Genomic DNA, 25,516 nt, shown 5'->3' on the forward strand with positions numbered 1-25,516 from the left:
TTAGAATGCTCCTGTGATATGGCGGATGACATACACCGTCAATACGCCCGTCAGCATAAAGGTCAAGGTCGCTACCATCGAACGTTTGGACAAACGGCTGATTCCACAAATACCATGACCACTGGTACAACCCGAACCTAAACGGGTCCCAAAACCAACCAAAATACCGGCCACCACCATCATGAGTGGACTAGCCTCAAGTTCAATCTGTGGCTGCTGCCAGATTCCATAAATAAACGGCGTAATAAACAGTCCCAATAAAAACCACAGCGCCGGTGTTTTAAAGATGGTGCTTGGCTGCATCACCTGCGCCAGCAAGCCGCTAATCCCTGCGATTCGCCCGTTCACATATAAATAGCCGACCACGGCGGTCCCTAATAAAAGGCCACCTAAAAACGCAATCAGAAAATCATGCATCGCCATACACCCAAAACATTATATGTTTTTATAATATATAAAATATCAATAAATAGCTATCCTTGTTTACAAAGAGCTAATCATCTCCCCCTTTCCTTTATTCTGGCTTTTGCGCTGTCATTCGCTGATTAAGGAGAGTATTGCTTAGGCTATTTTAGGGATAAAGGAATGAGAATGAAGCGTTTAAAAAATAAGGAAAATAAAAAAGCTTCCACTGACTAGAGGCTTAGCGCGGCCAGCACATCTCTAAAATAGGACTTGGATAAAGACTATTTTAGTTTAATAAACCGCCTTACAGGTCGTAAATGGAAAACAGTTTGCTAGAAAAATCATGTGAATTAATTAGCTGATCTTGATAGTTGGGCAAATCCCCCGAATATATCCTCGGGGAATTTTGTACTTCGGCAGAATATTATGTAGTTTGGCTTTAATTTCTTGGCGTTTTAAAGCTGCTGATCAGAAATAGAGATGAGTACCCATCCAAGTGAACTGACTTACTCAAAAGCATTTAAAACTTTCTCTACAAACCACTCTGGCAACACCTGCGCCTCGGGATTTATTTTTAACAGCTCGGCATTTTCAATCTCGGCCAGAAAAGATGCGGCTTGACCATCCGTCGAGTTATCAAAAAAGTAGGTTCGATCTGTGGCATCCACCGCCTGCATTAATAAATCCATACTGCGGTAGTAACGCTGTTTAATCTTTTGTTCAGGCACGCCATGCCCGCCCTTCTCTACGCGATACTGCACCCGCGCAATATTAATCAGCGGATCAACCGTGGAAACATAGTACAGATAGGTTTTAAATCCGTGGCGTTTTGCCTCATGTAAAAATTCCACTTTGGAAATATGCGACATCACTGTTTCAAAGGTAAAACTCACCTTTAAACGTAAAAATTCCAGGCGAATATAATCAATAATACGCGCGCATAAATAGGAATCGATTTCTGCAGGATCAAACTGTACGCAGCTTGCACTGATTAACACCGGTGGCTGACGTAATAAAGGCACCCATGTATTTGCCTGCGGTCGTTGTTTTTGTTCTAGAAAGGAAATTAAAGCGGCTGCATTCAATGCCCGATGATAATGGTCCAAATGCAAAACTGCAGAGTGTTTAAGCTGATATTCGAGTTCATCTGCATTTAAATATGCCCCAATATGATGGGGCAACAAATATTCCTTAATGGTACTTTTTCCTGAACCATTCGGACCTGCAAACATCCTGATGCGGGGTTGTGGTATAAATTAGTGAACGGTCTGTAATTTCTTTTTGCGTGTCAAGGTTTTTGGAAGATGCTGCGCACTACGATAAGCCGCCGATACATCTTTCATTACGCTTTCCTGACCATTCGGCTGGCGCTGTACCAGTTGCTGATCTTTCACATACACCACAGTTGAAGACGCACATGCCTGCTTAAAGGCATCACGAAATGCGTGAATCGCCAGTTTTGGAATCATATCATCCTCCACCTTGCCTGCTTTCATAATCGTATAAGCTGTCATTGGACAACTCCTGTTCACACTGTGTGTAATATGTCTTTATCTTAGCACATCAGGGCTATTTGTCTATTTATACAGCACTTCGCCGATACAGAGTTGTCACAGGCTGAATTAGATAGATCTGTCTTACTTAGGCTAAATTAAGATATTTGTCGCTTTTAAGAAGATTTCCCCTTAATTAAAGCAATACTGTTATTTTTTAATTCTAAAATCAAGGCCCTACTCGCCAAACCAGTTTAGGCAATACGTGAACTATCAAATTTTGCCAACCTTGCCTGAACGGCTTTCGTACAGAAAGACACAAAACTGTCTTTTTCAATGAAAGAATTGGTCAATGACTTCCTGAAAATAAATCTAACGCTTTTGACTTCAACCTGCTCTCGTGTTCGTCACAATGACTATCCATGATCAGGATTGCTCTTTTCCTATTGGTGCTTTAAATACTCGAATACACCCTCTATCTGAAAGATCAGCCCAACTATAAAGCACATGCTAAACTGATCTAAACAGCACGCTAATGACTGATCTAAGTACTATATCCCAAGCACAGAATAAAGATAAATATTTGTAATTCAATAATAAATTAAGATAGCAACACGGTAGTTTAAAGCCAGATAAAACAGAATCTATAGCGGCAACCTCTCAGCAGATATATTGAATGGTATAAATTTTAAAACGCGGCCAATTCAATATAGAAATCAGGAGGAGGATAAAAACTCCCCAAATTCAGGGATAGCATTCCGGGGGAAATCCAGAGATAAAACCGGATGCACATGCAGGCCATCTACTTGGGCTTAAACTCATCAAACTATTTTGCGGCAAACCTGTGAATGGTTTTGGTCAATTCTCATTACAATGTAAAAAACCGTAATTTCGTGCAAATTTGGAATCTTTTAACATTGCGAATTGTATGCAAAGTTTGCATGATATAGCCATATTTTGCGACATGCTTTTCACGTAAATTTAAAGAAATTATAAAAAAAATGTGGAATTTCATGCCATAATAAGCAAACTTTGCAGACATCTTGCAAAGACTATTTGCAACTTATTAATTGGAGCAGGCTGGATGAGTTCAACCATTTTGGTTATTCATGGACCGAATTTAAATTTGCTAGGAAAGCGAGAACCTGAGGTTTATGGACACCTTACCCTTGAGGATATAAATCAGCAGCTCATGACACAAGCGCAAAATGCATCATTTTCGCTAGAAACTTTCCAGAGTAACTGGGAAGGTGCCATTGTCGACCGAATTCATCAGGCAGGTCAAGAAGGCGTTCAGTTCATCATTATTAATCCTGCGGCCCTGACTCATACCTCAGTCGCAGTACGTGATGCGCTTCTTGGCGTTGCCATCCCGTTTATTGAAGTTCATCTGTCTAACGTACATGCACGTGAAGCATTTAGACATCATTCATATTTGTCCGATAAAGCTGTAGGCGTGATCTGCGGATTGGGTGCAAAAGGCTATGCTGCTGCACTTGACTACGTTATCGAAAAAATTCAACTCACTTCGCAATCTTAATTAGGAATACTGTCTCATGGATATCCGTAAAATCAAGAAACTCATCGACCTGATGATTGAATCTGACTTACAAGCGATTGAAGTTAAAGAAGGCGATCAGGCGATTGCGCTTACTCGTCGCAGTCCAGTAGTAGCGGCAGCGGTTCCAGCAATGCCTGCACCAGCAGCAGATCTGCCATCAGCACCGAAATCTTCTCCACGTGGTGCAGTTGAAACTTCTCCAATGGTTGGTGTGTTCTATGCAGCACCAAGCCCAGGTGAAGCACCTTTTGTGAAAATCGGTCAAACCGTTTCTGCAGGTGAAACCTTAGGTATTATCGAAGCCATGAAAATCATGAACCCGATTGAAGCGACTCAAAGCGGTGTGATTGAAGAAATTCTAGTTAAAAATGGTGAAGTGATTCAGTTTGGTCAACCACTCTTCCGCTACCGCGCTTAAGACCACGGGGACTCACAATGTTGCAAAAAGTTTTAATTGCAAACCGTGGTGAGATTGCGCTTCGCATCACCCGGGCCTGCAAAACTTTAGGAATCAAAACTGTCGGTATCTATTCCGATGCCGATAAAGACCTGATGCATTTACGTTTCTGTGATGAAGCCGTGTGTATCGGTCCGGGCGCGAGCAGCGACAGTTATCTGAATATTCCTGCGATTATTACCGCAGCAGAAATTACCGGTGCTGATGCCATTCACCCGGGTTATGGTTTCCTGTCTGAAAATGCGGAATTTGCCGAAATTGTAGAAAGCTCAGGCTTTATCTTTATTGGTCCGCGTCCAGAACACATCCGCTTAATGGGGAACAAGGTTTCTGCCATTACCGCCATGCGTAAAGCCGGCGTACCGACGGTACCAGGTTCTGCCCATGCAGTAACACCACAAAATGCCCTGGCTGAAGCCAAAGAAATCGGCTTTCCACTGATTGTTAAAGCAGCTGCCGGTGGTGGTGGTCGTGGTATGCGTATTGTTGAACGTGTCGATACCCTGCTGGAATCGGTACAAGCGGCGCAGCGTGATGCGGAAATGTGGTTTGGTGATGATACGGTCTATATGGAACGTTTCCTGCAAAAGCCTCGTCACGTTGAAGTGCAAGTACTGGGCGATGGTAACGGCCATGCCATCCATCTGTATGACCGTGACTGCTCTTTACAGCGTCGCCATCAAAAAGTTCTGGAAGAAGCACCAGCACCAAACCTGCCAGAGCAAGCACGTGCAGATATTTTAGAAGCCTGTGTCAACGCCTGTAAGATGATGCAGTATCGCGGTGCCGGTACTTTCGAGTTCCTGTTTGAAGATGGCGAGTTCTTCTTTATCGAGATGAACACCCGTGTTCAGGTAGAACACCCGGTAACTGAAATGGTCACAGGTATTGATATTATTGAACAACAACTGCGCGTTGCCGGTGGTTTAGGCCTCGACATTCAGCAGGAAGATGTTCAGGTGAAAGGTCATGCCATTGAATGCCGTATCAATGCGGAAGATCCATCAACCTTCCTGCCATCACCAGGCAAGATTGAAAACTTCTACGCGTCTGGTGGTGCCGGTATCCGCTTAGATTCACATATCTATCCGGGCTATAGCATTCCGCCTTATTACGACTCGATGATCGCTAAACTGATTGCGCATGGTAAAGACCGTAGCACCAGTATTGCGCGCATGCGTCAGGCGCTGGATGAAATGATTTTGACCGGTGTGAAAACCAATATTCCATTACATAAAGATCTGATCTTGCAAGATGAAAACTTCTGCAAACAGGCAATGGATATTCACTACCTGGAAAAGCATTTGTTAAAGCAGCTTGAAGGTGCCAACAAGGAAGCCTAAGCGTTTCCTTGTGAAAATAAAAAAACCGCTGATTTCAGCGGTTTTTTTATGGCTGAATTTCAGCTTTAAGGCAAAACACGGCGCAAAGTGGCAAAGCACTGTTCGGCTTTTTCATTACTACAGAAATGAATAGTATGCGGGTTTTTCCATTGCACAAAATATTGTGAAATCTCCCCGGTCTGATCTTCCTGATAACCGGAACAATCGACCTCATTATTGTCATATTTAATTTGCATGATTAAGGCAGGTAAACTGCTGGCCGGATCTTCTGCCGGCTGATAGTCATAGATGCCAGACGACCATTCCTGACCGCTTTTGATAATGACATCGTTATCACCCCGAAAATTATAATATTCAATACATTTGCGGTTATTTGGAATTTCCATGCCCCACAATCCCACAATTTCAGGACGGGTAATGACACGAACGGTATTGGCATTGACAGGCGCTTTTGCAGCGGTTGCGGCAGCACTATTTGTTGTTGTCGTTTTTGTTTCATTGGCCATCACGGCAGTGCAACATACTAACATTAAACTGGTGAGATAAAGTTTTTTCATACATTGATTCAATGATATAAAGTACCCGCTAACGTTAGCATATTTTTTGCAATAAACTTAGTGCATAAACATAACTCAACAATTTTTTTAAGCCCCAAAATCGCTAATTTTTTACTGTTTAAATTTTAATCTCGCCTTGCAACTTTGCGTAAAATCTCTTACAACAGTTTCTGACAATTTATATTTTCAGGATTGAAAATGAAGTTACAAGAATATTTAAAATATGATGGTCTGGGGCTGGCCGAATTAGTGGCAAAAAAAGAAATTCAGGCATCGGAACTGCTGGAACTGGCCGTACAACGCGCCGAACAAAGCAAAAGCCTGAATGCAATTATTATTCCGATGCATGAACATGCACAGCAACGCGTACAAGGGCCATTGTCGGGTCCATTTGCTGGGGTACCCTTTCTGGTCAAAGACCTGTTTCAGGAATATGCGGGCTACCCAACTTCTTATGGCTGTCAAGGCTTAAAAAGAATGGGCTATATTCCCGAAACAAACGCTGAAATTGTCAATCGTTGGGAACAGGCCGGAATTGTGACTTTTGGCCGTACCAACACTCCTGAATTCGGAATCAAAGGCATTACCGAACCGGATGCTTGGGGCAGCTGTAAAAACCCGTGGCATTTAAAACATAATAGTGGAGGCTCATCGGGTGGTTCTGCGGCTGCTGTGGCCGCCGGTATTGTGCCACTGGCCGGTGCCGGCGATGGCGGTGGCTCGATTCGTATTCCTGCCTCTTATTGCGGCTTGTTCGGTTTAAAGCCGAGTCGTGGCCGTACCCCATGGGGACCGTCCATGAGTGAAGCCATGCACGGCGCTGCCATTCAGCATGTGTTGACGCGCAGTGTCCGGGATAGCGCTGCCATGCTTGATGCAACCCACGGCGAAGAACACAGCTCTTTATTTAAGATTCAGCGCCCGGAAGGTCAATATCTGCAGCTGATGCAGCAAGCACCAAAAAAACTGAAAATTGCGTTTAGCACCCGCTCTCCAATTGGCACCGCTGTATCTAAAGATGCTATTCAGGCGATTGAGCACACTGTAAAACTCTTAACCAGCCTTGGGCATGAAGTAATTGAAGATCAGCCGGCTATTGATGGCATGCAACTAGCCAAAGATTTTATTACCACCTGGTTTAGTCAGTTCTCTTATATGCTCAGCCAGATTCGCGCGCAGTATCCTTCACGTGATGATGATTTTGAACTGGATTCACTGGCGCTGGCCGCATTTGGCGCCAAAACCTCTGCGCTGGATTATATTCACAACCTGAATAACTGGGGCGTTTATACCACGCAAATGAACCAGTTCTTTGACCGGTATGATTTATATCTGACCCCAGCCACAGCCTCGGTAGCTCCCCAGAATGGCGAAGTTAAAACCCCAGCCTGGCAAAAACCGGTGTTAAAAGCCTTGCTGAAAGTCGGTCAGGCACATCTGTTAACCCAAGGCAAACTGGTCGATCAGATTGTACGGGAAAACCTGAAATGGGTACCTTTTACCCAGCTGGCCAATATTACCGGCTTACCGGCGATGTCTGTGCCGCTGTACTGGAATAAACAGCACTTGCCTTTAGGTTCTCAGTTTATTGCACCTTTTGCCCGTGAAGATGTATTACTACAACTGGCTGCACAACTGGAACAGGCTCAACCGTGGTTCCCGCAATATCAACACATCAAAATTTAAAGACTTGAATATCCTGATTCAACAGCCGGTCGATATGACCGGCTTTTTCTACGCCTGTTTTTGCAGCTGTTTCGGCAAACCAAAGACCAGTAACAAGCCCAGCAATGTAGATAAGCCAGCCCAGATAAAGACCGTTTGCCCTGAAAAAATATCCCAATAATAACCGGCCAGAATACTTCCCAACGCCACACCCATACCCCACATAGTGCTATAGATGGCTTGCCCTCGCCCTTGCTGCCCCAAGCTAAAATTCTGAAAAATCACCCGCATCGCAATCACATGGAATAAGCCAAAACTAAAGGCATGGATGGTCTGGGCAAAAAACTGGGCGATAAAACTGTCAGGTACCAAACCAACAACAATCCAGCGTAAACCGGTCAGCAGCAAACAAGCCATCACCAGCGTTCGCCATGACCAGCGCGACAAGAAAAAGGTTGCATAAGCAAACATGATAATTTCTGCAATCACGCCTACTGACCACAACAAACCAATTATTGAAGTACTAAAACCAGCCTGACTCAGATAATTGCTATAAAAACTGTAAAACGGCGCATGCGAAAATAGCAGAATAAACTCAATGAGGAAAAAACAGGCCACCACAGGTCGTTTTAACACCGGCCACAAAGGTTCCAGCTGTTTTTGGGAACTAGGTGCAGCGCTGGGTTCTTTAATGCTAAAAGACCAGATAAATGCCAGAAACGCGATACATAGCAACAATAATGGCAGCATGGAGATTGGAATAATTTCCAGCAACGCGCCGATACCAAATACCGCAACAATAAAACCGACCGATCCCCATTTACGCACCTTGCCATACAGCTGTTCACGTTGATCGCCCAGCCAGAATAAGGTCACTCCTTCAAACTGGGCCAAAATGGCATTCTGGAAAAAGCTGAAAATCAGCATCAACAATGCCACTGACTGGAAACTATTCGGAATGATAAACAGCATGAACCAGATACAGGCTTCCATCCAGGTGGCAATACGCACCAGCAACATGCGTTTCCCGGATTTATCGGCAATCCAGCCCCAAATAAAAGGGGCAAAAAACCGGGTGATAATTGCAATGGAAGACAGAATCCCGATTTCCTGATAATTGAAGCCCTGATCTTCCAGATACAGGCTCCAAAATGGCATAAATGTGCCAACAATGGCGTAGTAGAAAAAGTAGAAACCACCGAGCCGTGTACTGATTGCAAGTGATCGCATTAGCCGCCCTATCCTTGCATGTTGAATCTGTAATGGAACTTGATGAGTGCATTGGGTTGCATGTATTTGCCTTTGCTTTCAGTTGAGGACACTGCTTAGAAACTCTGCCGAATTTCAGTATTTTAGCACTTGCTTTGTGACGCAACTCAACAGATTGAAAAAAGAAATCCTCAAGATGAGATCAGATGCAGATCATTTAATATGCAGCCAGAAGCCCCTTATCTTTCGTGATCACTGATCATCTGGGCAATTTAACTCAATAAATCGTCTAGTAGCGCAATCTATTACAAGCTTCTTATCGAAGCCTAGAATTGACCAATGGGCGCTATTAAGATTGTTTATACAAGTCAAATTTTCTCATTTTTTTATCCTCCCTAATCGAATGAATGTGTGATCCCCCCAAATCTGGAACGCTACGTTGGATTTGTCCGGTTTCCGAGCAAACAAGAACAGATTAGGATAAAACGGATCTTTTTATCCTCTTCTAGAATATGAATAACACATCACTCTACTACACCCGCACCGCCCAAGTCTTGCACTGGCTTATGGCAATTATTTTTATAGCGGCCTGGATTATTGGTTTTTATAGCGGTAACTTTTTGAGTTATGAAGCAGATGGCAGCTTTAAAGGCGATGTCATTAAATTGCATAAAAATATTGCCACCACGCTCATCTTCCTAATTGTCATCCGGATTTTCTGGCGCTATACCCATCCGGTGCCAAAACTCCCCGACACCATGTCACCCCTTATGCAAAAACTGGCTCATCTGGGCCATTTAGCCCTGTACTTTATGCTACTGGCCTTGCCAATTACCGGCTGTTTATTTAGCTGGAGCGCCGGCCATCCAGCACCAGTGCTCTATCTGTTTGAAATTCCACGGATGGTACAAGCCAATCCGGAGCTGTTAGCCATCGTTAAACCCTTACATATCTATTTATCCTGGGCAGCAGGCCTATTATTGATAGGTCATGTACTGGCGGCATTAAAACATCATTTTATTGACCGCGATCATGTTCTAAAAAGTATGATTTCGAGCGATAAATAAATATCGGTTTTAAATCAGAATAAATCAGGCAGTTTATCCACTTAAACTGTCTGATATAAATAGGACAAAACTGTCATAAATAAAATACCCTTGTATATAAATAAAACCCACGCCTCTCTTTATTCTATTTAAAAGCATGTAACCGTTTAATACGACGTGAATATCTGCCACTGATTTGTATCGCTTTTATTGCTTTTCATCTTTTGCGCGATAGCTTGCATTAGAGTGAAAAAAATCCTTTTCTTGAGGCAGCAGTATGGCCAAGTTTCGTCATCATGAACTGCAACAACATGCGGAGGTCTTTACCACTAACGGCGTTCATCTGGGCCAAATTGAACAGTTTCTGGATTTAGATCGAATCCAACTAAGTCAGGATGCCGAAGGCAAAGCACATCTGATCCCGCTATCTTGGGTGGGTGATATTTGTGAGCAGCGTATAATCCTGATTAAAAACCTGCAAGAAGTACAAGAAACCTGGATTGAAATACCGCAATAAATTTTGATATCAACCGGACTTTATTCGAGGATCTGCTTATGAATCAGCTGCCGCATCTTTCATCCGTTCAACAATCTTCGCTTTCAATACAGGCCTGTCTGGAATGCATTGTTGCTTGTCAACGCTGCGCAGATGCCTGTTTACACGAAGAACATGTGCAGATGATGCGAACCTGCATCCAGCGCTGTTTGGACTGTGTTGAAACCTGCAAACTCTGTGTTGCCTTTGAAGTTCGCAACTCGGAGCTACATCATTTAGCCATGGACCTGTGTGCCAAAGCCTGTGAACTGTGTGCCGAAGAATGTGGCCAGCATGAAGATGAACATTGTCAAAACTGTGCCCGCGCCTGTCGTGCCTGCGCAGAAGCCTGTCAGATTGAAGGTTAATATGGTTTAACGAATCTTAACTGGAAAATAAAAACCACCCGAAGGTGGTTTTTATTTTTAAAAGAGCACGACTCTGTTTTGCCCTAATAAGTAAATCAGACAGGTGATAATACATGAAGCACTCACCAGAACCGTAATATCTAAAGACCGTCGTGTATTCACTTTCACATCCATACTCCTTTCTTATTATTGTTCTGTTCTTATACCAAGAAATAGTGATGTGACCAATTGCATTATATTACAAAAGCTCACCCATTTATAATATACATCCCCCACATGTATATAAATCCAGAATACTTGGTAATTTATATTAAATTTCTATCACCAAAATTAGCAAAAAATAACATTTACTTTTTTTATCTATTTAAAAATACGGATTATTCTTTTTCCACAAAACTTAATTCATACTCATCTTGGGTCACTTTTAGCTTGATTCCACGATAACGGCGCTTGTCCGGATCGAGTGCAGAATCTCGGACTTCCTTGGAAAAACGCATATCATGCATAAAATGCGCATACAATTTATAGCCCAAACGTAGTTTTTTCGGTTTCTTGCCTTCTTTTAGGCACTTATCAATGGCCTGATTTAAAAACTCCAAGCTGACATCGTTCATCTGCTTTAACCTCACTTTAACCTTTATTCATTAGTTTTAAATATAAGTAGCAAAAGTTTCATTTTTAAGAATATAGAAAAAATAATATATATATGTATAATATAAAAAATATCAGTTATTTAGCTTTGCTCGATTTTTACCATTGTTTAAAATATTTTAATAAATTACATTTCTATTAAAAACTGAACAAAAAAAAGAGTCGATACGAGGGATGTATGGACCCAAACTCATAAAGAGGAAAGTCAAGAGAAAATAAGAACTTACAGCGCATATTTCCTGATTAAAATTGTCCTATTTTCCTGGATTTCCAGCATTGGCAAAAGCTTCCATTTTTTATTTTTTTTAAACGATAAGTCATATTTTTCAAAGTAATTTCAAAACGTTACTTGTCACATTTTCTTGACTAAGGTGCTGGCGTTAGCTGATAACCCAAGCCTTGCGCCGCACCCAGTTGTGTGGCCGAAATGGTAAAGATGGCAGTCTGGCCGGTACTGGCACCACACACGGTAATATGTACCAGACCATCATGCCCGAGTGCTTCATTATAAACTTCTATCCCGGCCTGCTGCAGTTGCTCTTTCAGCTGCTGTAAACGCACTTTGGGATCATCCCCCTCACACTGCTTTAAACCTAAGGACTTGGTCACATCTACCTGTTGTGCTGGTGTAGAAGGTACGCTTTGACATGCCATCAGCGTACAACTGGCAAACATGCCAAATAATAAACCGATCTTCATCTTGCATCTCCTTGATCAAACTGCTGCGAGCTCTGCGCTATACTGATGCTTCCTGCCCTGCAACACGTTTGATTGAACTATGAGAAATTAGGAGCTGATGGATAAACATCCCCCAGACTTAGCGCTGTACGGCGGTATCCTGTTTATCTCTTGGATGTTGTGGATGCGGATTCTTTTTATTTGGAATCACTTGTGAATCGGTCTTGGGCTGAGGTTGCTGTTGCTGGGTCTTTTCATTCGAGTTTTTTTCTGGTTTAGCCATCATCGACTCCTGTCTTTATTGTTGTGTTGAACTGTTTTTATTGTTCATGATTTAAGACAGCCGCGCTGTATGGCTTTGGTCAATATTTCAGCTTTCTTGTTAATTCAGGCTTTGTTCTTGCAACAGTTTTTAAAAATAAGGTAGATAAAAAAAGCCGCCCGCAGGCGACTTTCAGTGTTATGCCACAGTCACGACTTTGACAATAATACGTTGTAGGTTTTCTGGCTCTGCTGCATTCTGGACGCGTTTCAGTTCTTTACTAATCACTTTAAACTGATGGTTCTGATAAGAAATTACTTCAGGAATCTGGTCAAAATATAAAGCATCGGCCTGTAATTCCTCCTGGAAAAGTAAGGTTCCTAACTGATAGTCGAGGTCTTTTAAGACCATATATTTCACAATCGTTTTCATTGTATTAACCTACTTTCACTAAGCACTTTATTTTTAGTTTTACCATTCTTTTGCAGCAGAATAAACCGATAATTTCGAGTTTCGCCTAACTGCTATACAATTGAAATCGGAACGCGCGATCTTTAGCGCTAAATGCCTGAATCCGCAACAAGATTGAGACTGATCTTGCTTAAAATCGTTTGGAAAAGAAGAAGAAATGGAGATTCATCATGCTGAAACGCTGCTGTGATGCGCTGGAACAACAGCAACTGACCATTGCCTTTATTGAAAGTGCCAGTTCAGGCTATTTATGCAGCCAGTTTTCAATTTATAAGAATAGCGGCGCAGATATTTTACTCGGGGCGCTGGTCAGCTATGACCCGAGCATTAAAGCCAACCTGTTACAGATTGATCCGGCACTGATTGCGCATTACACGGCGGAATCTGCGGAAATTACCACGCAGATGGCCTTGCATGGCCAGGCTCTGTTTAAACAGGCCAATATTGTGGTGGCCTGTACCGGTTTGCTAAAACCCGGTGGCAGCGCCTGCGCAGAGAAACCTGAAGGCACTTTTTATATTGCCATTCACTATCAGCAGCAATTGCATAATTTTCATTATCTGCTGGATGGCAGCCCGATTGAACGGCTGGATCAGCTGACCCAATTGGTAGCACAGGAAGTATTGGCGCTTATTTTATCTTCACCCGCCTAGATACACTGTTTCTCATCTTTTCTCCATGATTTTAGCTTAAAGTAAAACCATATCCTGCAATGTGGAGTCGAAGTATGAAACTGGTTCAACCATTCTTATTTTCTGCTATGGCCTGTCTGCCCATCATCAGTTTTGCCACCGTCGGCGGCCAGCAACGAATTGAAGTGCTGGGCTATGATCAGAAAGATCAAAAAGTCTATTTGCTGCGCCATTATGAAGATGGCCGTGGCCGTTTGCCGCAGCTGTATTATTACAACTTTAAATCGAAACAGCCGAATCAGCTGGTTCAGGTCAACTCACTGTATATTAACCCCAAAACCAAAAAGATTGACTATGACCAGCAGCCTACCCGCTTTAATGCCGAGTTGGCCAAAATTAAAAACCGCCTAAAACCCTTAACCAAGGTCAGTACGCAACAGGCACAAATTAAGGTTCTGCACAGTAGCAAACGTAGTGCCGACTGGATTAATGGTACGGAACCGGTACCACAGTGGCAATATTGCTATCGCGTTGATGCAGGGAACTTCCGCAGTACCGTCCAGCAATCCACCAGTTACAAGCAAGGCTTGAACATTCACCAGGCCTATAACATCCCGCAGCAGTCCAAAATGCTGGTGACTGTGAAATATTTAGGCATTCCGTTTGAAATGGGCTATCCGATTGAAGATCCGGTTCTGCTCAGCAATTCTCAATAACAGCAAAAATATAGCAGAAAAAATATAGCAACAAAAAATAAAGCCTCAAATGAGGCTTTATTCAATGACACGGCAGATTAAGCCGCCGAGGTACGCTCTGCAATTGGCACCACTTTACGCAGTTCTGGACCGGTATAATCCGCGCTTGGACGAATAATACGGTTATCTGCACGCTGTTCCATCACATGCGCCGCCCAGCCGGTCACACGCGACATCACAAAGATTGGCGTGAACAGCTTGGTCGGAATACCCATAAAGTGATAAGCCGAAGCATGGAAGAAGTCTGCGTTACAGAACAGTTTTTTCTCGCGCCACATCACTTCTTCACAGCGGACCGATACCGGATAAAGTACGGTATCACCTACATCTTTGGCCAGACGCTCTGACCAGACTTTAATAATGCCATTACGCGGATCATTGTCCTTGTAAATAGCATGACCAAAGCCCATGATCTTTTCTTTACGCTCTAGCATGCCCAGCATTTCACGCTCAGCTTCTTCTGGAGAGGTCCAGTTTTCAATCATTTCCATGGCCGCTTCATTGGCGCCACCGTGCAGTGGACCACGCAGTGAACCAATCGCGCCGGTAATACATGAGTGCATATCAGACAAGGTTGATGCACACACGCGTGCAGTAAAGGTGGATGCGTTAAACTCATGCTCTGCATACAGAATTAACGATACGTTCATCACCTGCTCATGCAGCTCATTGGGTTTTTCACCACGTAACAGATGCAGGAATTGCGCGCCAATTGAATCATCATCGGTGTTTTCATCAACACGTACGCCGTCATGGCTAAAACGGTACCAGTAACAGATAATGCCCGGTAAAGCGGCCAGAATACGGTCGGCAACATCTTGCTGCACATCAAACGACTGTTCGGTTTCCAGATTGCCAAGCATCGACACGCCAGTACGCATCACATCCATTGGATGTGAATCGGCCGGAATACGCTCCAGTACTTCTTTTAGTGCATCTGGTAACTGACGTAAAGATTTCAGCTTGGCTTTATAGCTGGTTAGCTGTTCGGTGGTAGGTAATTCACCAAAGAAGATCAGATAAGCGACTTCCTCAAACTGGCAGTTTTCTGCCAGATCCTGCACGTCATAACCACGATAGGTCAGACCCGCACCGCTTTTTCCAACTGTCGATAATGCGGTTTTCCCTGCGACTTGTCCGCGCAATCCAGCGCCAGTCAGTACTTTTCCTTCAGCCATTGTTTTAATTCTCCTGCTTGAACAGTTTATCTAATGTGTTTTCAAAGGTGTGGTAATCTAAAAATTCATATAATTCTTTGCGTTGCTGCATTTTATCCAGCACATGGGTTTGTGTGCCATGCTCACGAATCGACTGCATCACTTCCAGCGCTGCTTTTTGCATTGCACGTGTTGCCGACAATGGATATAACACCATACGCACGCCCTGCTCAGCTAGTTCATCAGTGGTGTAATACGGCGTATCACCAAATTCGGTAATGTTGGCCAGTACCGGTACACCGACTGCATCACAAACAGTTTTGTACATGGTAATGTCGGTCATGGCTTCTGCAAAAATGGCATCTGCACCTGCCTCGACACAGGCACAGGCCCGGTCAATCACCGCCTGCAAACCTTCTTTTTGCAAGGCATCGGTACGCGCCATCACCACAAAGTTGGAATCAGTTTTGGCATCGACTGCCGCTTTAATACGATCCACCATTTCCTGCTGGGTCACAATTTCCTTGTTCGGGCGATGGCCACAGCGTTTTTGCGCCACCTGATCTTCAATATGCACCGCAGCAGCACCTGCTGCAATCATTTGCTTGATGGTACGGCCAATATTAAATGCACCGCCCCAGCCGGTATCAATATCCACCAGCACAGGTGTATCGACACGTTCTGTAATACGGCGTACATCTTCCAGGACATTATCGAGGCTGGTCATGCCCAAATCCGGCAAACCGTAGGAATAATTGGCGACACCTGCACCCGATACATAAATGGCTTTATAGCCGACCTGTTTTGCCATCATGGCGGCATAGGCATTGACTGTACCGATAATTTGTAAGGGCTTTTCCGTGTCCAGCGCCTGTCTGAATCTTAAGCCTGCAGATGTTTGTTCTGTCATCGTCCTTTCCACAGTAGTTTCTAATTATTGAGGCTTGAGTATACTCAGAATCTTTGCCTAAACCATGACCAATTAGAATAAAGTCCCTAAAACTTTAGTCAAATATTCAAGTAAATCTGTAAGAAAAAAGTCAATACATTTCCGTCTACGCTATTCCATGCCAAGCGGTCATATATTTGCTACAATTATATTTATTCCTTACCAATTGGCGGCCTGCTCCCTGATTATGCATGATTTGGCTCAGTTAGAACCCTTTAGCAAAGATGTCCCTCCGACCAAGCGTGGGCATGAACGCTGTCTGGCTTTATTATTGAGCGCCAATGACCTGTTTCTGGAACATGGCTACGATGCTGTCTCGCTGGATGATATCGTGCATCATGCCGGTGGTTCCAAGGCCTTTATCTATAAATATTTTGGCAATAAAGAAGGCCTGTTTACCGCCATTTGTGATTATCGTGCGGAAAAGTTCTTTAAAGACATTTGCTTACCCTTTGAATCTTTTGAGGGTGATTTACGGGCTTATTTAATTCATACACTAGATAATTTTAAAAGCCATTTAAGTGTGCCGGCCAATTCTGCCTTTTTAAGGTTAATTTTGGAGCGCACCCAGCACAATGTGGAACTGGCGCGTTATATCTATGAACAAGGCCCCAAGCATTTGCAAACTTCCATTGCACATGCGCTGGATCATGCCGCCGCCCAGGGTCTGATTCGCTGTGAGAATTCACTTTATTCAGCGCAGCTGTTCTTTGGCATTCTGCGTAATCTGGAATGGCGGATTTTAATGGGCTTGCCTGTTCAGGATGACCCGCAAACCACAGATGACTATATTCATTACTGTGTCGATCACTTTCTGCAAGGTCACCAAATCGTCTAGTTTTTTGCAATTTCGATTCAATATAGTATATTAGCCGATTCCCTGTTTTATTTAACCAACCAACAACTAATTGTTGTTTTGATTTCAATTTCAGCAATTATTGTGGAGTAACGAATGGCTCTACGTCACTTTCTCACTTTACGCGACCTGTCGACTTTAGAACTTAACCAGATTTTGCAACGCGCAATTGAACTTAAACGCAAGCAGCATCAGCATGAAGTTTTCCAACCTTTTATTGGTAAAGTTTTGGGCATGATTTTTGAGAAGTCGAGTACCCGTACCCGTGTATCGTTTGAAGCTGGTATGAATCAGTTTGGTGGTAGCGCAATTTTCTTATCTCCACGCGACACCCAGTTAGGTCGTGGTGAGCCTATTGAAGATTCAGCACGCGTGATTTCAAGCATGCTGGATATTGTCATGATTCGCACCTTTGGACATGACATTGTGGAGCGTTTTGCTTCTTATTCCAAAGTGCCGGTGATTAATGCCTTAACTGACGATCATCATCCATGTCAATTACTGGCCGATATGCAAACCTTCCTTGAGCATCGCGGTCCAATCGAAGGCAAAACCGTGGCCTGGATTGGTGATGGCAACAACATGTGTAACTCGTATATTGAAGCGGCACACATGTGGGGCTTCAAGCTGAAAGTGGCTGCACCTAAAGGTTATGAGCCACAAGAAAAATTCCTGTCTGAATTTGCTCACTGTGTTGAACTGGTCGATTCTGCTGAAGATGCCGCAGTCAATGCCGATTTAATCGTGACCGACGTGTGGGCCAGCATGGGTCAAGAAGAAGAACAGAAAATCCGTGAACAGGCATTTGCCAACTATCAGGTTAATGAACGCCTCATGGATCTAGCGCATCCAGATTGTCTGTTCATGCACTGCCTGCCTGCACACCGCGGTGAAGAAATTTCAGAAAATATGCTGGATCATAAAAATTCTGTGGTTTGGGATGAAGCGGAAAACCGTCTACACGCACAAAAAGCCCTAATGGAATTCCTGATCAACGAGCATTTAAAATAATTGCTAACCGCATCAAGATAAAAAAGCACCGTTCATTCCCGGTGCTTTTTTCGTTTTGATCAAGTCATGAAATCCGGATTAATGATCATCTTTTAAATAGCGCGCTTCACGAGGAATTTGCAGACTATAGAAGAAACAGATCACCAGCATCACAATCACATAGATAAAGAAACTGTTTTCAATACCGGCTGATTTAAACTGTAAAGCCACTGAAGGGGCTGAGCCGCCAAATACTGCATTACCAACCGCATAAGAGAAACCAACACCGAGTGCACACACATGCGGTGGGAACATTTCCGCTTTTACAATTCCACTGATCGAGGTATACATACTTAACAGCATCATCAGGAAAATCAACAGCAAGGCCACCATCATGGGTGAATCACTAAAGGCACGCATCCCGATTGCCATAACAGGATAAATGGCAATCGCCATCAGACCACTAAACAGCAGCATCGAATTTCTGCGACCAATCCTGTCTGATAAAATCCCGAAGAATGGCTGCGCCACCATCAGAATAAAAATACAGCCCGTCATGATTAGCCCGACCGTCTGCGAATCAATGCCGATATTGGTCAGATAGGTTTTGGAATAAACCGTAATCACATAGAAACTAAGTGAACCCGCCGAGGTATAGCCCACCACCAGCAAGAAAGTTTTCCAGTGATTTTTAAACAGCTCTTTTAAGCTGCCCGACTCTTCTTTATCGCTGTCTTCATGTGACAACGTTTCTTCCAGACGGCTTCGTGCCAGCAGTGAGGCAATGGCAGCCAGACCACCAATCACAAACGGAATACGCCAGCCGCCATCCTGTAACTGCTGCTCGGTCATAAAACTCAGGAAAATTACACCCAGCAAGCTGGCCAGTAACTGTCCGCCGGTTAAAGTCACATATTAGAACGAGGAAAAAAAGCCGCGCTGACCTTTTAAACCCAGCTCACTCATATAGGTGGCAACCGCACCATATTCCCCGCCAACCGACAAGCCTTGTAACAAACGCACCAGCAACAGCAGGAACGGTGCCGCCATCCCGACTTGCTCATAAGTCGGCAATGCAGCAAACAGAAAGGAACTGAAGGCCATCAGGCAGATGGAAATCACCATGGACTTTTTACGGCCATGTTTATCGGCAATACGTCCAAACAGCCAGCTGCCAATCGGACGCATAAAGAAGCTTGCCGCAAATACCCCCCAGACATAAATGGCCTAGGTAGAACTATCCATGTTCGGTGCAGTCAGCGCTTGGGTAAAGTAAACCGCAAATACAGCATAGATATAGAAATCGAACCATTCGACGAGGTTGCCCGAGGCCGCCCCGATAATTCCCTTAATTCGACTGGCTTTTTCCTGTTTGGTATCAGCTTGGCTCAAGGTTTATCTTCCTCATTTTTAATTTATTGAAATTTCTCATGTAGAGGCGATAAGCTCTTGCCACATAAGGAGATATTTTTGCTTAGATACAGCATAAGCGCGTTGCTAATATAACTTTTAGTGGAAACTTCACACAAAAACAAAATGTAATTTTTAATCAATTTTTTAGTTAAAAAGTATTTAAAAACAAGAATTTACAGATAAATAGATTATATATTCCTTATATTTATAAAGATGAAGCCAGATCGGGTGGTTGCTTATCCGCCCTATTCATGTTGATATAAATGTCTAAAATACAGCTCATAATGTGTGACTCGAATGAACAATAAAATCTATTTGTCGACAGTTTTAGCCCTCGGACTCAGTGCCCTTTCATTCACCAGCCATGCCAGTGAACTGGACCAGTATCTGCAACAAAAACAGATCATTGATGCCGAGTACAAAATCAAGAATACGACCGGACTTAATGAAATTCTGAATATTATTAGTGTGGAAGATTCACGCACCCTGCCGTATCAGGTCGATCAGAATACGATTATTGAACAGATGCAGCTATTTGCAGACCGAGTTGAAGTGAAAGGTTTGATTAGCAGCCCGGATTTCGAGCAGTTTGCTCAGGATGTTGGCCATAGCGAAGTGAAAAAAATCATGAAAAAGAATTTACTGCAAAATTGCGAGATGATTTTTGAGCATCAGTTCCAACGCGTCAATCCCTACCGGATTGAGCTGCAGTTAAGCTCGGCGCAGCAGCAGTATCAGTTACAGCTAAAAAATTCGGAATGTAAATTCTAAACCAACCCGATTAATCACTAACTGCGGTAGTAAATCCTGCCGCAGTAAATTCCCATTTTCAGCCCACAATGACAATAGAAAAATTAACGCACCAGTCCTTGTGGCTGCAAAATAATAATCAGCGCGCCGCACATCACCACCAGACCACCCAGCAGATCCCAACGACTTAAACTGACTTGATCGACAAATTTCAGCCACATCAGCGCGGTAAAAATGTAAATTCCACCATAAGCGGCGTAAATTCGCCCTGATGCTGCCGGATGCAAGGTTAACAGCCAGACAAATACCGCTAGAGCCAATACCGTAGGCAACCAGAGCCAATGTGATTTCCCCTGATTCAAAATTAAATAAGGAAAGTAACAGCCCAAAATTTCCGCCACCGCCGTCACCAAGAACAGACAAACCGTGGTCAGAATTTTAGTGATAGAAAAATCCATAAAAACTCACAATACAAGTGACGCGCAGCTTTCCAATAGAAAGGTAAAAAGATAAACCTTAAACAAACAAAAGCCCGTGCATACACGGGCTTTCATATTCAAGTACAGGATTAAGCCGGTTCAGCGGTTTGATCTTCAAATACTTCAAGTTTCAAACCGGTGGCTTTACCGTTTTCTTTCTTGACCGATACAGCTACATTGCCGCCGTGTTCAGCCAGCTCACCAAATAGGATCATCTCTGCCAGTGGTTTCTTCAGGTGTTCCTGAATTAAACGCTGCATTGGGCGTGCACCCATTAAACGGTCATAGCCATGTTCAGCCATCCACTCACGTGCATCCTGATCTACTTCAAGAATGACTTTTTTCTCATCCAGCTGAGCTTGCAGTTCAGTCAGGAACTTGTCGACCACGCTTTCAATCACGCTGGTCGGCAAGGCTTTAAACTGAATCACGCTGTCCAGACGGTTACGGAATTCAGGCGAGAAGGCTTTTTTCATTGCTTCCTGGTTGTCATTGCTATTGTCCTGTTCCATAAAGCCAATGCTGACGCGAGAAATACTTTCTGCACCAATATTGGTGGTCAGTACCAGCACCACATTACGGAAGTCTGACTTACGTCCATTATTATCGGTCAATGAGCCATGATCCATAATCTGCAGCAACAGGTTAAACACATCCGGATGGGCTTTTTCAATTTCATCGAGTAGCAGCACACAATGCGGATTTTTATGGATCGCATCAGTGAGCAAACCACCCTGATCAAAACCGACATAGCCCGGCGGCGCACCAATTAAACGGGACACCGCGTGGCGTTCCATGTACTCCGACATATCAAAACGGACCAGCTCGACACCCAGCAATTTGGCCAGCTGCTTGGTAACTTCAGTTTTACCCACCCCGGTCGGGCCGGCAAATACAAAGCTACCCACTGGCTTATCAGGCGATTTCAAACCGGCACGCGACAGTTTAATGGCAGATGCTAACGCTTCAATCGCTTCATCCTGCCCGAATACCACACGTTTCAGATCACGCTCCAGATGCTCAAGCACAGTCTTGTCATCTTTAGACACCGTTTTCGGTGGAATACGGGCAATTTTCGCCACAATATCTTCGATATTTTCCACGGTAATCAGACGATCTTCCTGCTCATCTTTCAGACGGCGCTGTGCACCGGCTTCATCAATCACGTCAATGGCCTTGTCTGGCAAGAAACGGTCATTAATGTATTTAGATGACAACTCAACCGCAGAAACCAGTGCTTTATCATCATATTGGACATGGTGGAAATCTTCAAATTTTGATTTCAGGCCACGTAAAATATCAATGGTTTCAGGAATTGATGGCTCATTGACATCAATTTTCTGGAAACGACGCGACAAGGCATGATCTTTCTCAAAGACCTGACGATATTCCTGGAACGTGGTCGAACCGATACAACGCAAAGTGCCATTGGCTAGCGCCGGTTTAATCAGGTTCGAGGCATCCATGGTGCTGCCCATGCTGGAACCGGCACCAATAATCATGTGGATTTCATCAATAAATAAAATCGCTTCCGGCTTTTTCTTTAACGCATTTAACAGCTGTTTCAGGCGTTTTTCAAAATCACCGCGGTATTTGGTTCCGGCCACCAAGGCACCAATATCCAGACTGTAAATTTCTGAATTGAGCAGTGGTTTTGGCGCTTTACCATTCACGATTAACCAGGCCAGACCTTCGGCAATTGAGGTTTTACCAACCCCCGGATCACCGACCAGCAGCGGGTTGTTTTTGCGACGGCGACATAAGATTTGCGCGGCGCGTTCAATTTCTTTTTCACGGCCAATCAGTGGGTCAGTTTTGCCCTTCACCGCTTCATTGTTGAGGTTGGTGGTATATAGCTCCAGCGGACCGCTATTAGCCGAAGTTGCGCTTTCCCCATCGAGTTCTTCAATTTCTTCTTCGGCTTGCGATTCTTCTTTGCGCGTACCGTGAGAAAGATACTGGGTTAAGGTTAAACGGTTAATTTGATGGCGTTTTAATAGATATACGGCAAAAGAATCCCGTTCCGAATACATCGCAACCAGAATATCTGCGCCTTCGACTGTGCGATCACCACCACTGGATTGCACATGGAAAATTGCTCGTTGCAAAATACGGTCAAAGCTTTCCGTTGGATGCGGCGCCTGATCGCTGTTTTCACCGAGTTTAGGGGTATGCTGTTCTACATATTCTTCAAGTTCTTTGCGCAGCACAATAATATCTGCCCCGCATGCTTTTAGCGCATTTACTGCAGAATCATTGTCGAGCAAAGCCAATAATAAATGTTCTACCGTCAGAAACTCATGTCTCTTTTGACGAGCCATGCTAACAGCCAAACGTAATGATACTTCTAATTGACGACTGAGCATGTAACCCCCTTAGTTTTTAGGCTCAATCTGACAAAGTAATGGATGACCTTGAGATCGAGCGTAATTATTGACTTGGTTTGCTTTGGTCTCTGCGATGTCTCGCGGATAAACCCCTGCAATACCTTTTCCTTCGTAATGTACAGTTAGCATTACTTGAGTCGCTTGGTCAAGATTCATTGCAAAGTATTGTTGTAAAATTTCAATTACAAAGTCCATTGGGGTATAGTCATCGTTCAATAAAACGACAGCGTATAACGGTGGACGCTTTAATTCAGGCGGCGCCGTCTGTACAGCAATGTCTCCGTCCTCATGCTCATTCGGCTCATCCGTACTTAAACGCGGATTAAAATGCCAGTCCACCATGCCGGACTGCTGAAAAGACTGTTTGATTTCGTTTAAACAAATTGGTCGTTTGTTACTTCGCATAAGAGATTTATTTCACAGTTATTGCGCAGTGGCTTCTGCTTGCGGTATTTCAGAGATAAAGGCAGAAGGCGCTTCCGTGGCTTTTCCACGTGCCCAGCTGAATCGTTTGGTCACAGGTGTACTACCAGTTAAACGCACTTCAATAAATTGCGGACTAAAGCCTTTTGGCATGGTCCAGCGGCCGGTCAGGCGCTCATAATTATCAAAATTGAAATTATTGTCTTCCATGGGCACCACCAGCACCTCGGTGCCCTGAATCAGACGTAGTTCAACATTGCCTGAAGCACGGCGCTTATTCGGGCTGATCTGCACCAGATCGAGCTGATATTCATAGGCATTATCGGGTAAAGGTTTAATCCCAATATTCTGGATGGTCAGACTTAAACCACCCCGATCACGCAGCACTTCACGGTATAAATTGCCCATGCCATCGGCCTGGATTTTATCATTACGTGCCTGATTCAGGGCCGCATACAGGTCATTGGCATTGCTGACCGCTACATCACGCTCCTGAACCGCTGCATTCAGGGTTTTATTCAGGCTTTCCAGACGAACTTTCTGTTCCTGTACGACTTCAACCAGCTGCTCTGCATCGGCATCATAACCGACCACAGTCAAACCCTGACGATGCCCCACCGAATAGCCCAAAAAGCCGCTGCCTAACATTAATACAGCTGCACCGAGTACGAGAGGTAAATTGCTTTGCATAAAAGGTTTTTTCGGTGGCGTCGGTTGTGACGTGGTATTGGTATCCGTATTCTGCATCGTCATCTCTTGTTTTGATTGCATTCAAACCACACATTTAAATCGAAATCTAAATGTGTGTGAAGTCGAAAAGCGTTTCTTATGGTAATAGACCAATCACCTCTAGGCCAGCCTGCTCTGCAAAGCCAAACATCAGGTTCATGTTTTGTACCGCCTGACCGGCTGCCCCTTTCACCAGATTGTCCTGTGCCACCAGCACCACCAGTTTCTTCGGTTGCGGCTTGTACAGCGCAATACGTAACTGGTTCGCGCCGCGTACTGAACGCGTTTCAGGTGAGCTGCCTGCTGGCATTACATCTACAAACTGCTCTTGCGCATAAAACTGTTCATATAGCGCCTGTACATCTGTCGCATCCCCTGCATCGGTCAGGTCAATATACATGGTGCTGAGCATGCCACGAATCATCGGCACTAAATGCGGTACAAACACAATGTGGTTAAACACATCTTTTTGACCAGAAATATTTTCCAATGCTTCCACAATTTCCGGATGATGACGGTGACCTGCCACCCCATAAGCCTTGAAGTTATCGGCATTTTCAGAGTAAATCATGCCCAGGCTGGCTTTACGGCCGGCGCCGGATACGCCCGATTTGGCATCAATAATAATACTTTCAGGTTTAATCAAGGTTTCAGCAGATTTTAATAATGGTGCCAAACCTAATTGCACGGTAGTTGGATAACAGCCCGGGTTGCCAATCACCTGTGCAGTTTTGATCTGCTCACGGTTCAGTTCAGATAAACCATAGACTGAATCTTTAAGAATCTCTGGGCAGGCATGTTCCATGCCGTACCATTTTTCGAATTGGGCCAAATCCTGTAAACGGAAATCTGCCGCCAGATCAATGACTTTGGTATTGGCCGCAACCAGATCGGCCGCGTGTTTCATGGCAACACCGTGCGGCGTGGCAAAGAACACCACATCACACTGTTTTAAATCTTCAATATTTAAATCTGAATAGCATAAATCGGTATGACCACGCAGACTTGGGAACATATCATCGACACGACGACCCGCTTCTGTACGTGAAGTCAATACATTTACTTTTACATTTGGGTGTCGTAGCAAAAGACGCAATAATTCAACGCCTGTATAACCTGTACCACCGACAATACCAACTGAAATCACGTGCATTACCTCAATTCAAAAGCATGTTTAAGCTAACACTATAGTATGACAGGAAGTTTTAGTTTTCTAAACTGTTTTGCTTAGTTATTAGTTGAAATTAGTATTTTCTTTATCATAAAATATTCAAGCTAGGATCTGATTTTAATAC

At 43.9% G+C, this 25,516-nt stretch carries 28 protein-coding genes and 1 pseudogene; 12 read left to right on the forward strand and 17 right to left on the reverse strand.

Going from position 1 to position 25,516, the window contains the following annotated elements; all coding sequences use genetic code 11:
- From FTT63_RS00105 to FTT63_RS00115, 3 genes are all read right to left on the reverse strand, one after another.
- A complete protein-coding gene (locus FTT63_RS00105; RefSeq protein WP_180191890.1) occupies window positions 1–417 on the reverse strand; it encodes a YeeE/YedE family protein in 417 nt (138 codons plus the stop codon).
- Between the two features lie 494 nt (window positions 418–911).
- Window positions 912–1,658, reverse strand: a complete 747-nt coding sequence (locus FTT63_RS00110; protein ID WP_016658159.1) for a hypothetical protein — start codon at window positions 1,656–1,658, stop codon at window positions 912–914.
- A gap of 3 nt (window positions 1,659–1,661) precedes the next feature.
- Window positions 1,662–1,919 carry a hypothetical protein gene (locus FTT63_RS00115; RefSeq protein ID WP_005177774.1) on the reverse strand — a complete coding sequence of 86 codons (258 nt, stop codon included), beginning with the start codon at window positions 1,917–1,919 and terminating at the stop codon, window positions 1,662–1,664.
- Between the two features lie 1,063 nt (window positions 1,920–2,982).
- On the opposite strand from FTT63_RS00115, the gene aroQ reads away from it, so the two are divergent.
- Genes aroQ through accC form a run of 3 tightly spaced genes read left to right on the forward strand, consistent with a single transcriptional unit; the run spans window position 2,983 to window position 5,259 of the window.
- Window positions 2,983–3,438 (forward strand): type II 3-dehydroquinate dehydratase, encoded by a 456-nt coding sequence (gene aroQ / locus FTT63_RS00120; RefSeq protein WP_005177772.1) that lies wholly within the window; start codon window positions 2,983–2,985, stop codon window positions 3,436–3,438.
- A gap of 16 nt (window positions 3,439–3,454) precedes the next feature.
- Entirely contained in the window at window positions 3,455–3,877 is a 423-nt protein-coding gene (gene accB, locus FTT63_RS00125; protein ID WP_005177770.1) for an acetyl-CoA carboxylase biotin carboxyl carrier protein, read from the forward strand.
- Window positions 3,878–3,894: 17 nt separating this feature from the next.
- Window positions 3,895–5,259 carry an acetyl-CoA carboxylase biotin carboxylase subunit gene (gene accC / locus FTT63_RS00130; protein ID WP_005177767.1) on the forward strand — a complete coding sequence of 455 codons (1,365 nt, stop codon included), beginning with the start codon at window positions 3,895–3,897 and terminating at the stop codon, window positions 5,257–5,259.
- A 65-nt stretch (window positions 5,260–5,324) separates the two neighbouring features.
- Here accC and FTT63_RS00135 read toward each other — a convergent pair whose 3' ends face one another.
- Entirely contained in the window at window positions 5,325–5,816 is a 492-nt protein-coding gene (locus tag FTT63_RS00135) for a hypothetical protein (protein WP_034597534.1), read from the reverse strand.
- Between the two features lie 198 nt (window positions 5,817–6,014).
- On the opposite strand from FTT63_RS00135, the gene FTT63_RS00140 reads away from it, so the two are divergent.
- Window positions 6,015–7,502 (forward strand): amidase, encoded by a 1,488-nt coding sequence (locus tag FTT63_RS00140; RefSeq protein ID WP_016658162.1) that lies wholly within the window; start codon window positions 6,015–6,017, stop codon window positions 7,500–7,502.
- 48 nt (window positions 7,503–7,550) lie between these two features.
- Here the strand turns inward: FTT63_RS00140 and FTT63_RS00145 are convergent, their stop codons facing one another.
- Window positions 7,551–8,711, reverse strand: a complete 1,161-nt coding sequence (locus tag FTT63_RS00145) for an MFS transporter (RefSeq protein ID WP_180191856.1) — start codon at window positions 8,709–8,711, stop codon at window positions 7,551–7,553.
- Between the two features lie 491 nt (window positions 8,712–9,202).
- On the opposite strand from FTT63_RS00145, the gene FTT63_RS00150 reads away from it, so the two are divergent.
- From FTT63_RS00150 to FTT63_RS00160, 3 genes are all read left to right on the forward strand, one after another.
- On the forward strand, window positions 9,203–9,757 hold the full coding sequence (locus FTT63_RS00150; protein WP_005177758.1) for a cytochrome b: 555 nt from the start codon (window positions 9,203–9,205) through the stop codon (window positions 9,755–9,757).
- 256 nt (window positions 9,758–10,013) lie between these two features.
- Window positions 10,014–10,253 (forward strand): DUF2171 domain-containing protein, encoded by a 240-nt coding sequence (locus FTT63_RS00155; RefSeq protein ID WP_180191857.1) that lies wholly within the window; start codon window positions 10,014–10,016, stop codon window positions 10,251–10,253.
- A 38-nt stretch (window positions 10,254–10,291) separates the two neighbouring features.
- The gene (locus FTT63_RS00160) at window positions 10,292–10,639 is read left to right on the forward strand and encodes a four-helix bundle copper-binding protein (protein WP_016658164.1); all 348 of its coding nucleotides are present in this window, start codon (window positions 10,292–10,294) and stop codon (window positions 10,637–10,639) included.
- A 377-nt stretch (window positions 10,640–11,016) separates the two neighbouring features.
- Here the strand turns inward: FTT63_RS00160 and FTT63_RS00165 are convergent, their stop codons facing one another.
- The 4 genes from FTT63_RS00165 to FTT63_RS00180 all read right to left on the reverse strand — a co-directional run bounded on the left by FTT63_RS00165 (window position 11,017) and on the right by FTT63_RS00180 (window position 12,662).
- Window positions 11,017–11,253 carry a hypothetical protein gene (locus tag FTT63_RS00165; RefSeq protein ID WP_005177751.1) on the reverse strand — a complete coding sequence of 79 codons (237 nt, stop codon included), beginning with the start codon at window positions 11,251–11,253 and terminating at the stop codon, window positions 11,017–11,019.
- 403 nt (window positions 11,254–11,656) lie between these two features.
- Complete coding sequence (locus FTT63_RS00170) at window positions 11,657–11,989, reverse strand: hypothetical protein (RefSeq protein ID WP_160241333.1); 333 nt, start codon at window positions 11,987–11,989, stop codon at window positions 11,657–11,659.
- Window positions 11,990–12,107: 118 nt separating this feature from the next.
- Window positions 12,108–12,251, reverse strand: a complete 144-nt coding sequence (locus FTT63_RS00175) for a hypothetical protein (RefSeq protein WP_168395233.1) — start codon at window positions 12,249–12,251, stop codon at window positions 12,108–12,110.
- Between the two features lie 177 nt (window positions 12,252–12,428).
- The gene (locus FTT63_RS00180) at window positions 12,429–12,662 is read right to left on the reverse strand and encodes a hypothetical protein (protein WP_005177745.1); all 234 of its coding nucleotides are present in this window, start codon (window positions 12,660–12,662) and stop codon (window positions 12,429–12,431) included.
- Window positions 12,663–12,871: 209 nt separating this feature from the next.
- Here FTT63_RS00180 and FTT63_RS00185 point away from each other — a divergent pair, with 209 nt between their 5' ends.
- Complete coding sequence (locus FTT63_RS00185) at window positions 12,872–13,354, forward strand: CinA family protein (protein WP_127799539.1); 483 nt, start codon at window positions 12,872–12,874, stop codon at window positions 13,352–13,354.
- Between the two features lie 74 nt (window positions 13,355–13,428).
- Window positions 13,429–14,049 carry an aminotransferase gene (locus FTT63_RS00190; protein ID WP_180191858.1) on the forward strand — a complete coding sequence of 207 codons (621 nt, stop codon included), beginning with the start codon at window positions 13,429–13,431 and terminating at the stop codon, window positions 14,047–14,049.
- Window positions 14,050–14,126: 77 nt separating this feature from the next.
- Here the strand turns inward: FTT63_RS00190 and prpC are convergent, their stop codons facing one another.
- Both prpC and prpB read right to left on the reverse strand, forming a co-directional pair.
- Complete coding sequence (gene prpC / locus FTT63_RS00195; protein WP_045795691.1) at window positions 14,127–15,266, reverse strand: 2-methylcitrate synthase; 1,140 nt, start codon at window positions 15,264–15,266, stop codon at window positions 14,127–14,129.
- Between the two features lie 4 nt (window positions 15,267–15,270).
- Window positions 15,271–16,155 (reverse strand): methylisocitrate lyase, encoded by an 885-nt coding sequence (prpB, locus tag FTT63_RS00200; protein ID WP_005177735.1) that lies wholly within the window; start codon window positions 16,153–16,155, stop codon window positions 15,271–15,273.
- 226 nt (window positions 16,156–16,381) lie between these two features.
- Here prpB and FTT63_RS00205 point away from each other — a divergent pair, with 226 nt between their 5' ends.
- On the forward strand, window positions 16,382–17,032 hold the full coding sequence (locus FTT63_RS00205; protein WP_075167741.1) for a TetR/AcrR family transcriptional regulator: 651 nt from the start codon (window positions 16,382–16,384) through the stop codon (window positions 17,030–17,032).
- Window positions 17,033–17,146: 114 nt separating this feature from the next.
- Window positions 17,147–18,061: an ornithine carbamoyltransferase gene (argF, locus tag FTT63_RS00210; RefSeq protein ID WP_005177730.1), complete on the forward strand. Its 915-nt coding sequence runs from the start codon at window positions 17,147–17,149 to the stop codon at window positions 18,059–18,061.
- A 78-nt stretch (window positions 18,062–18,139) separates the two neighbouring features.
- On the opposite strand, the pseudogene FTT63_RS00215 reads toward argF, so the two are convergent.
- Window positions 18,140–19,432: pseudogene (locus tag FTT63_RS00215) on the reverse strand (MFS transporter).
- Window positions 19,433–19,750: 318 nt separating this feature from the next.
- Between FTT63_RS00215 and FTT63_RS00220 the strand changes: the two are divergent.
- A complete protein-coding gene (locus FTT63_RS00220; protein WP_160241335.1) occupies window positions 19,751–20,224 on the forward strand; it encodes a hypothetical protein in 474 nt (157 codons plus the stop codon).
- An 83-nt stretch (window positions 20,225–20,307) separates the two neighbouring features.
- On the opposite strand, the gene FTT63_RS00225 is transcribed toward FTT63_RS00220, so the two are convergent.
- From FTT63_RS00225 to argC, 5 genes are all read right to left on the reverse strand, one after another.
- Window positions 20,308–20,661, reverse strand: coding sequence for a YnfA family protein (locus FTT63_RS00225; protein ID WP_005177718.1), 354 nt, complete (start codon window positions 20,659–20,661; stop codon window positions 20,308–20,310).
- Window positions 20,662–20,771: 110 nt separating this feature from the next.
- The gene (gene clpA, locus FTT63_RS00230; RefSeq protein ID WP_180191859.1) at window positions 20,772–23,048 is read right to left on the reverse strand and encodes an ATP-dependent Clp protease ATP-binding subunit ClpA; all 2,277 of its coding nucleotides are present in this window, start codon (window positions 23,046–23,048) and stop codon (window positions 20,772–20,774) included.
- 9 nt (window positions 23,049–23,057) lie between these two features.
- The gene (gene clpS / locus FTT63_RS00235; protein WP_035363010.1) at window positions 23,058–23,474 is read right to left on the reverse strand and encodes an ATP-dependent Clp protease adapter ClpS; all 417 of its coding nucleotides are present in this window, start codon (window positions 23,472–23,474) and stop codon (window positions 23,058–23,060) included.
- 18 nt (window positions 23,475–23,492) lie between these two features.
- The gene (locus FTT63_RS00240; protein ID WP_075167738.1) at window positions 23,493–24,239 is read right to left on the reverse strand and encodes a DUF6776 family protein; all 747 of its coding nucleotides are present in this window, start codon (window positions 24,237–24,239) and stop codon (window positions 23,493–23,495) included.
- A gap of 79 nt (window positions 24,240–24,318) precedes the next feature.
- Entirely contained in the window at window positions 24,319–25,374 is a 1,056-nt protein-coding gene (gene argC, locus FTT63_RS00245) for an N-acetyl-gamma-glutamyl-phosphate reductase (RefSeq protein WP_180191860.1), read from the reverse strand.
- Between the last annotated feature and the right edge of the window lie 142 nt (window positions 25,375–25,516).

It is taken from the genome of Acinetobacter sp. C15 (assembly GCF_013420645.1).
Lineage (GTDB): Bacteria > Pseudomonadota > Gammaproteobacteria > Pseudomonadales > Moraxellaceae > Acinetobacter > Acinetobacter indicus.

Excerpts from the sequence above, each read along its gene's own strand:
- FTT63_RS00135 (WP_034597534.1), bottom strand. The coding sequence starts at position 5,816 with ATGAAAAAACTTTATCTCACCAGTTTAATGTTAGTATGTTGCACTGCC.
- FTT63_RS00165 (WP_005177751.1), bottom strand. The coding sequence starts at position 11,253 with ATGAACGATGTCAGCTTGGAGTTTTTAAATCAGGCCATTGATAAGTGC.
- prpC (WP_045795691.1), bottom strand. The coding sequence starts at position 15,266 with ATGGCTGAAGGAAAAGTACTGACTGGCGCTGGATTGCGCGGACAAGTC.
- FTT63_RS00115 (WP_005177774.1), bottom strand. The coding sequence starts at position 1,919 with ATGACAGCTTATACGATTATGAAAGCAGGCAAGGTGGAGGATGATATG.
- accB (WP_005177770.1), top strand. The coding sequence starts at position 3,455 with ATGGATATCCGTAAAATCAAGAAACTCATCGACCTGATGATTGAATCT.
- FTT63_RS00220 (WP_160241335.1), top strand. The coding sequence starts at position 19,751 with ATGAACAATAAAATCTATTTGTCGACAGTTTTAGCCCTCGGACTCAGT.
- clpA (WP_180191859.1), bottom strand. The coding sequence starts at position 23,048 with ATGCTCAGTCGTCAATTAGAAGTATCATTACGTTTGGCTGTTAGCATG.
- FTT63_RS00175 (WP_168395233.1), bottom strand. The coding sequence starts at position 12,251 with ATGGCTAAACCAGAAAAAAACTCGAATGAAAAGACCCAGCAACAGCAA.
- FTT63_RS00190 (WP_180191858.1), top strand. The coding sequence starts at position 13,429 with ATGAAACTGGTTCAACCATTCTTATTTTCTGCTATGGCCTGTCTGCCC.
- aroQ (WP_005177772.1), top strand. The coding sequence starts at position 2,983 with ATGAGTTCAACCATTTTGGTTATTCATGGACCGAATTTAAATTTGCTA.
- argC (WP_180191860.1), bottom strand. The coding sequence starts at position 25,374 with ATGCACGTGATTTCAGTTGGTATTGTCGGTGGTACAGGTTATACAGGC.
- FTT63_RS00240 (WP_075167738.1), bottom strand. The coding sequence starts at position 24,239 with ATGCAGAATACGGATACCAATACCACGTCACAACCGACGCCACCGAAA.
- FTT63_RS00140 (WP_016658162.1), top strand. The coding sequence starts at position 6,015 with ATGAAGTTACAAGAATATTTAAAATATGATGGTCTGGGGCTGGCCGAA.
- FTT63_RS00170 (WP_160241333.1), bottom strand. The coding sequence starts at position 11,989 with ATGAAGATCGGTTTATTATTTGGCATGTTTGCCAGTTGTACGCTGATG.
- FTT63_RS00160 (WP_016658164.1), top strand. The coding sequence starts at position 10,292 with ATGAATCAGCTGCCGCATCTTTCATCCGTTCAACAATCTTCGCTTTCA.
- argF (WP_005177730.1), top strand. The coding sequence starts at position 17,147 with ATGGCTCTACGTCACTTTCTCACTTTACGCGACCTGTCGACTTTAGAA.
- FTT63_RS00180 (WP_005177745.1), bottom strand. The coding sequence starts at position 12,662 with ATGAAAACGATTGTGAAATATATGGTCTTAAAAGACCTCGACTATCAG.
- FTT63_RS00225 (WP_005177718.1), bottom strand. The coding sequence starts at position 20,661 with ATGGATTTTTCTATCACTAAAATTCTGACCACGGTTTGTCTGTTCTTG.
- accC (WP_005177767.1), top strand. The coding sequence starts at position 3,895 with ATGTTGCAAAAAGTTTTAATTGCAAACCGTGGTGAGATTGCGCTTCGC.
- FTT63_RS00145 (WP_180191856.1), bottom strand. The coding sequence starts at position 8,711 with ATGCGATCACTTGCAATCAGTACACGGCTCGGTGGTTTCTACTTTTTC.
- FTT63_RS00185 (WP_127799539.1), top strand. The coding sequence starts at position 12,872 with ATGCTGAAACGCTGCTGTGATGCGCTGGAACAACAGCAACTGACCATT.
- clpS (WP_035363010.1), bottom strand. The coding sequence starts at position 23,474 with ATGCGAAGTAACAAACGACCAATTTGTTTAAACGAAATCAAACAGTCT.
- FTT63_RS00155 (WP_180191857.1), top strand. The coding sequence starts at position 10,014 with ATGGCCAAGTTTCGTCATCATGAACTGCAACAACATGCGGAGGTCTTT.
- FTT63_RS00150 (WP_005177758.1), top strand. The coding sequence starts at position 9,203 with ATGAATAACACATCACTCTACTACACCCGCACCGCCCAAGTCTTGCAC.
- FTT63_RS00205 (WP_075167741.1), top strand. The coding sequence starts at position 16,382 with ATGCATGATTTGGCTCAGTTAGAACCCTTTAGCAAAGATGTCCCTCCG.
- FTT63_RS00105 (WP_180191890.1), bottom strand. The coding sequence starts at position 417 with ATGCATGATTTTCTGATTGCGTTTTTAGGTGGCCTTTTATTAGGGACC.
- prpB (WP_005177735.1), bottom strand. The coding sequence starts at position 16,155 with ATGACAGAACAAACATCTGCAGGCTTAAGATTCAGACAGGCGCTGGAC.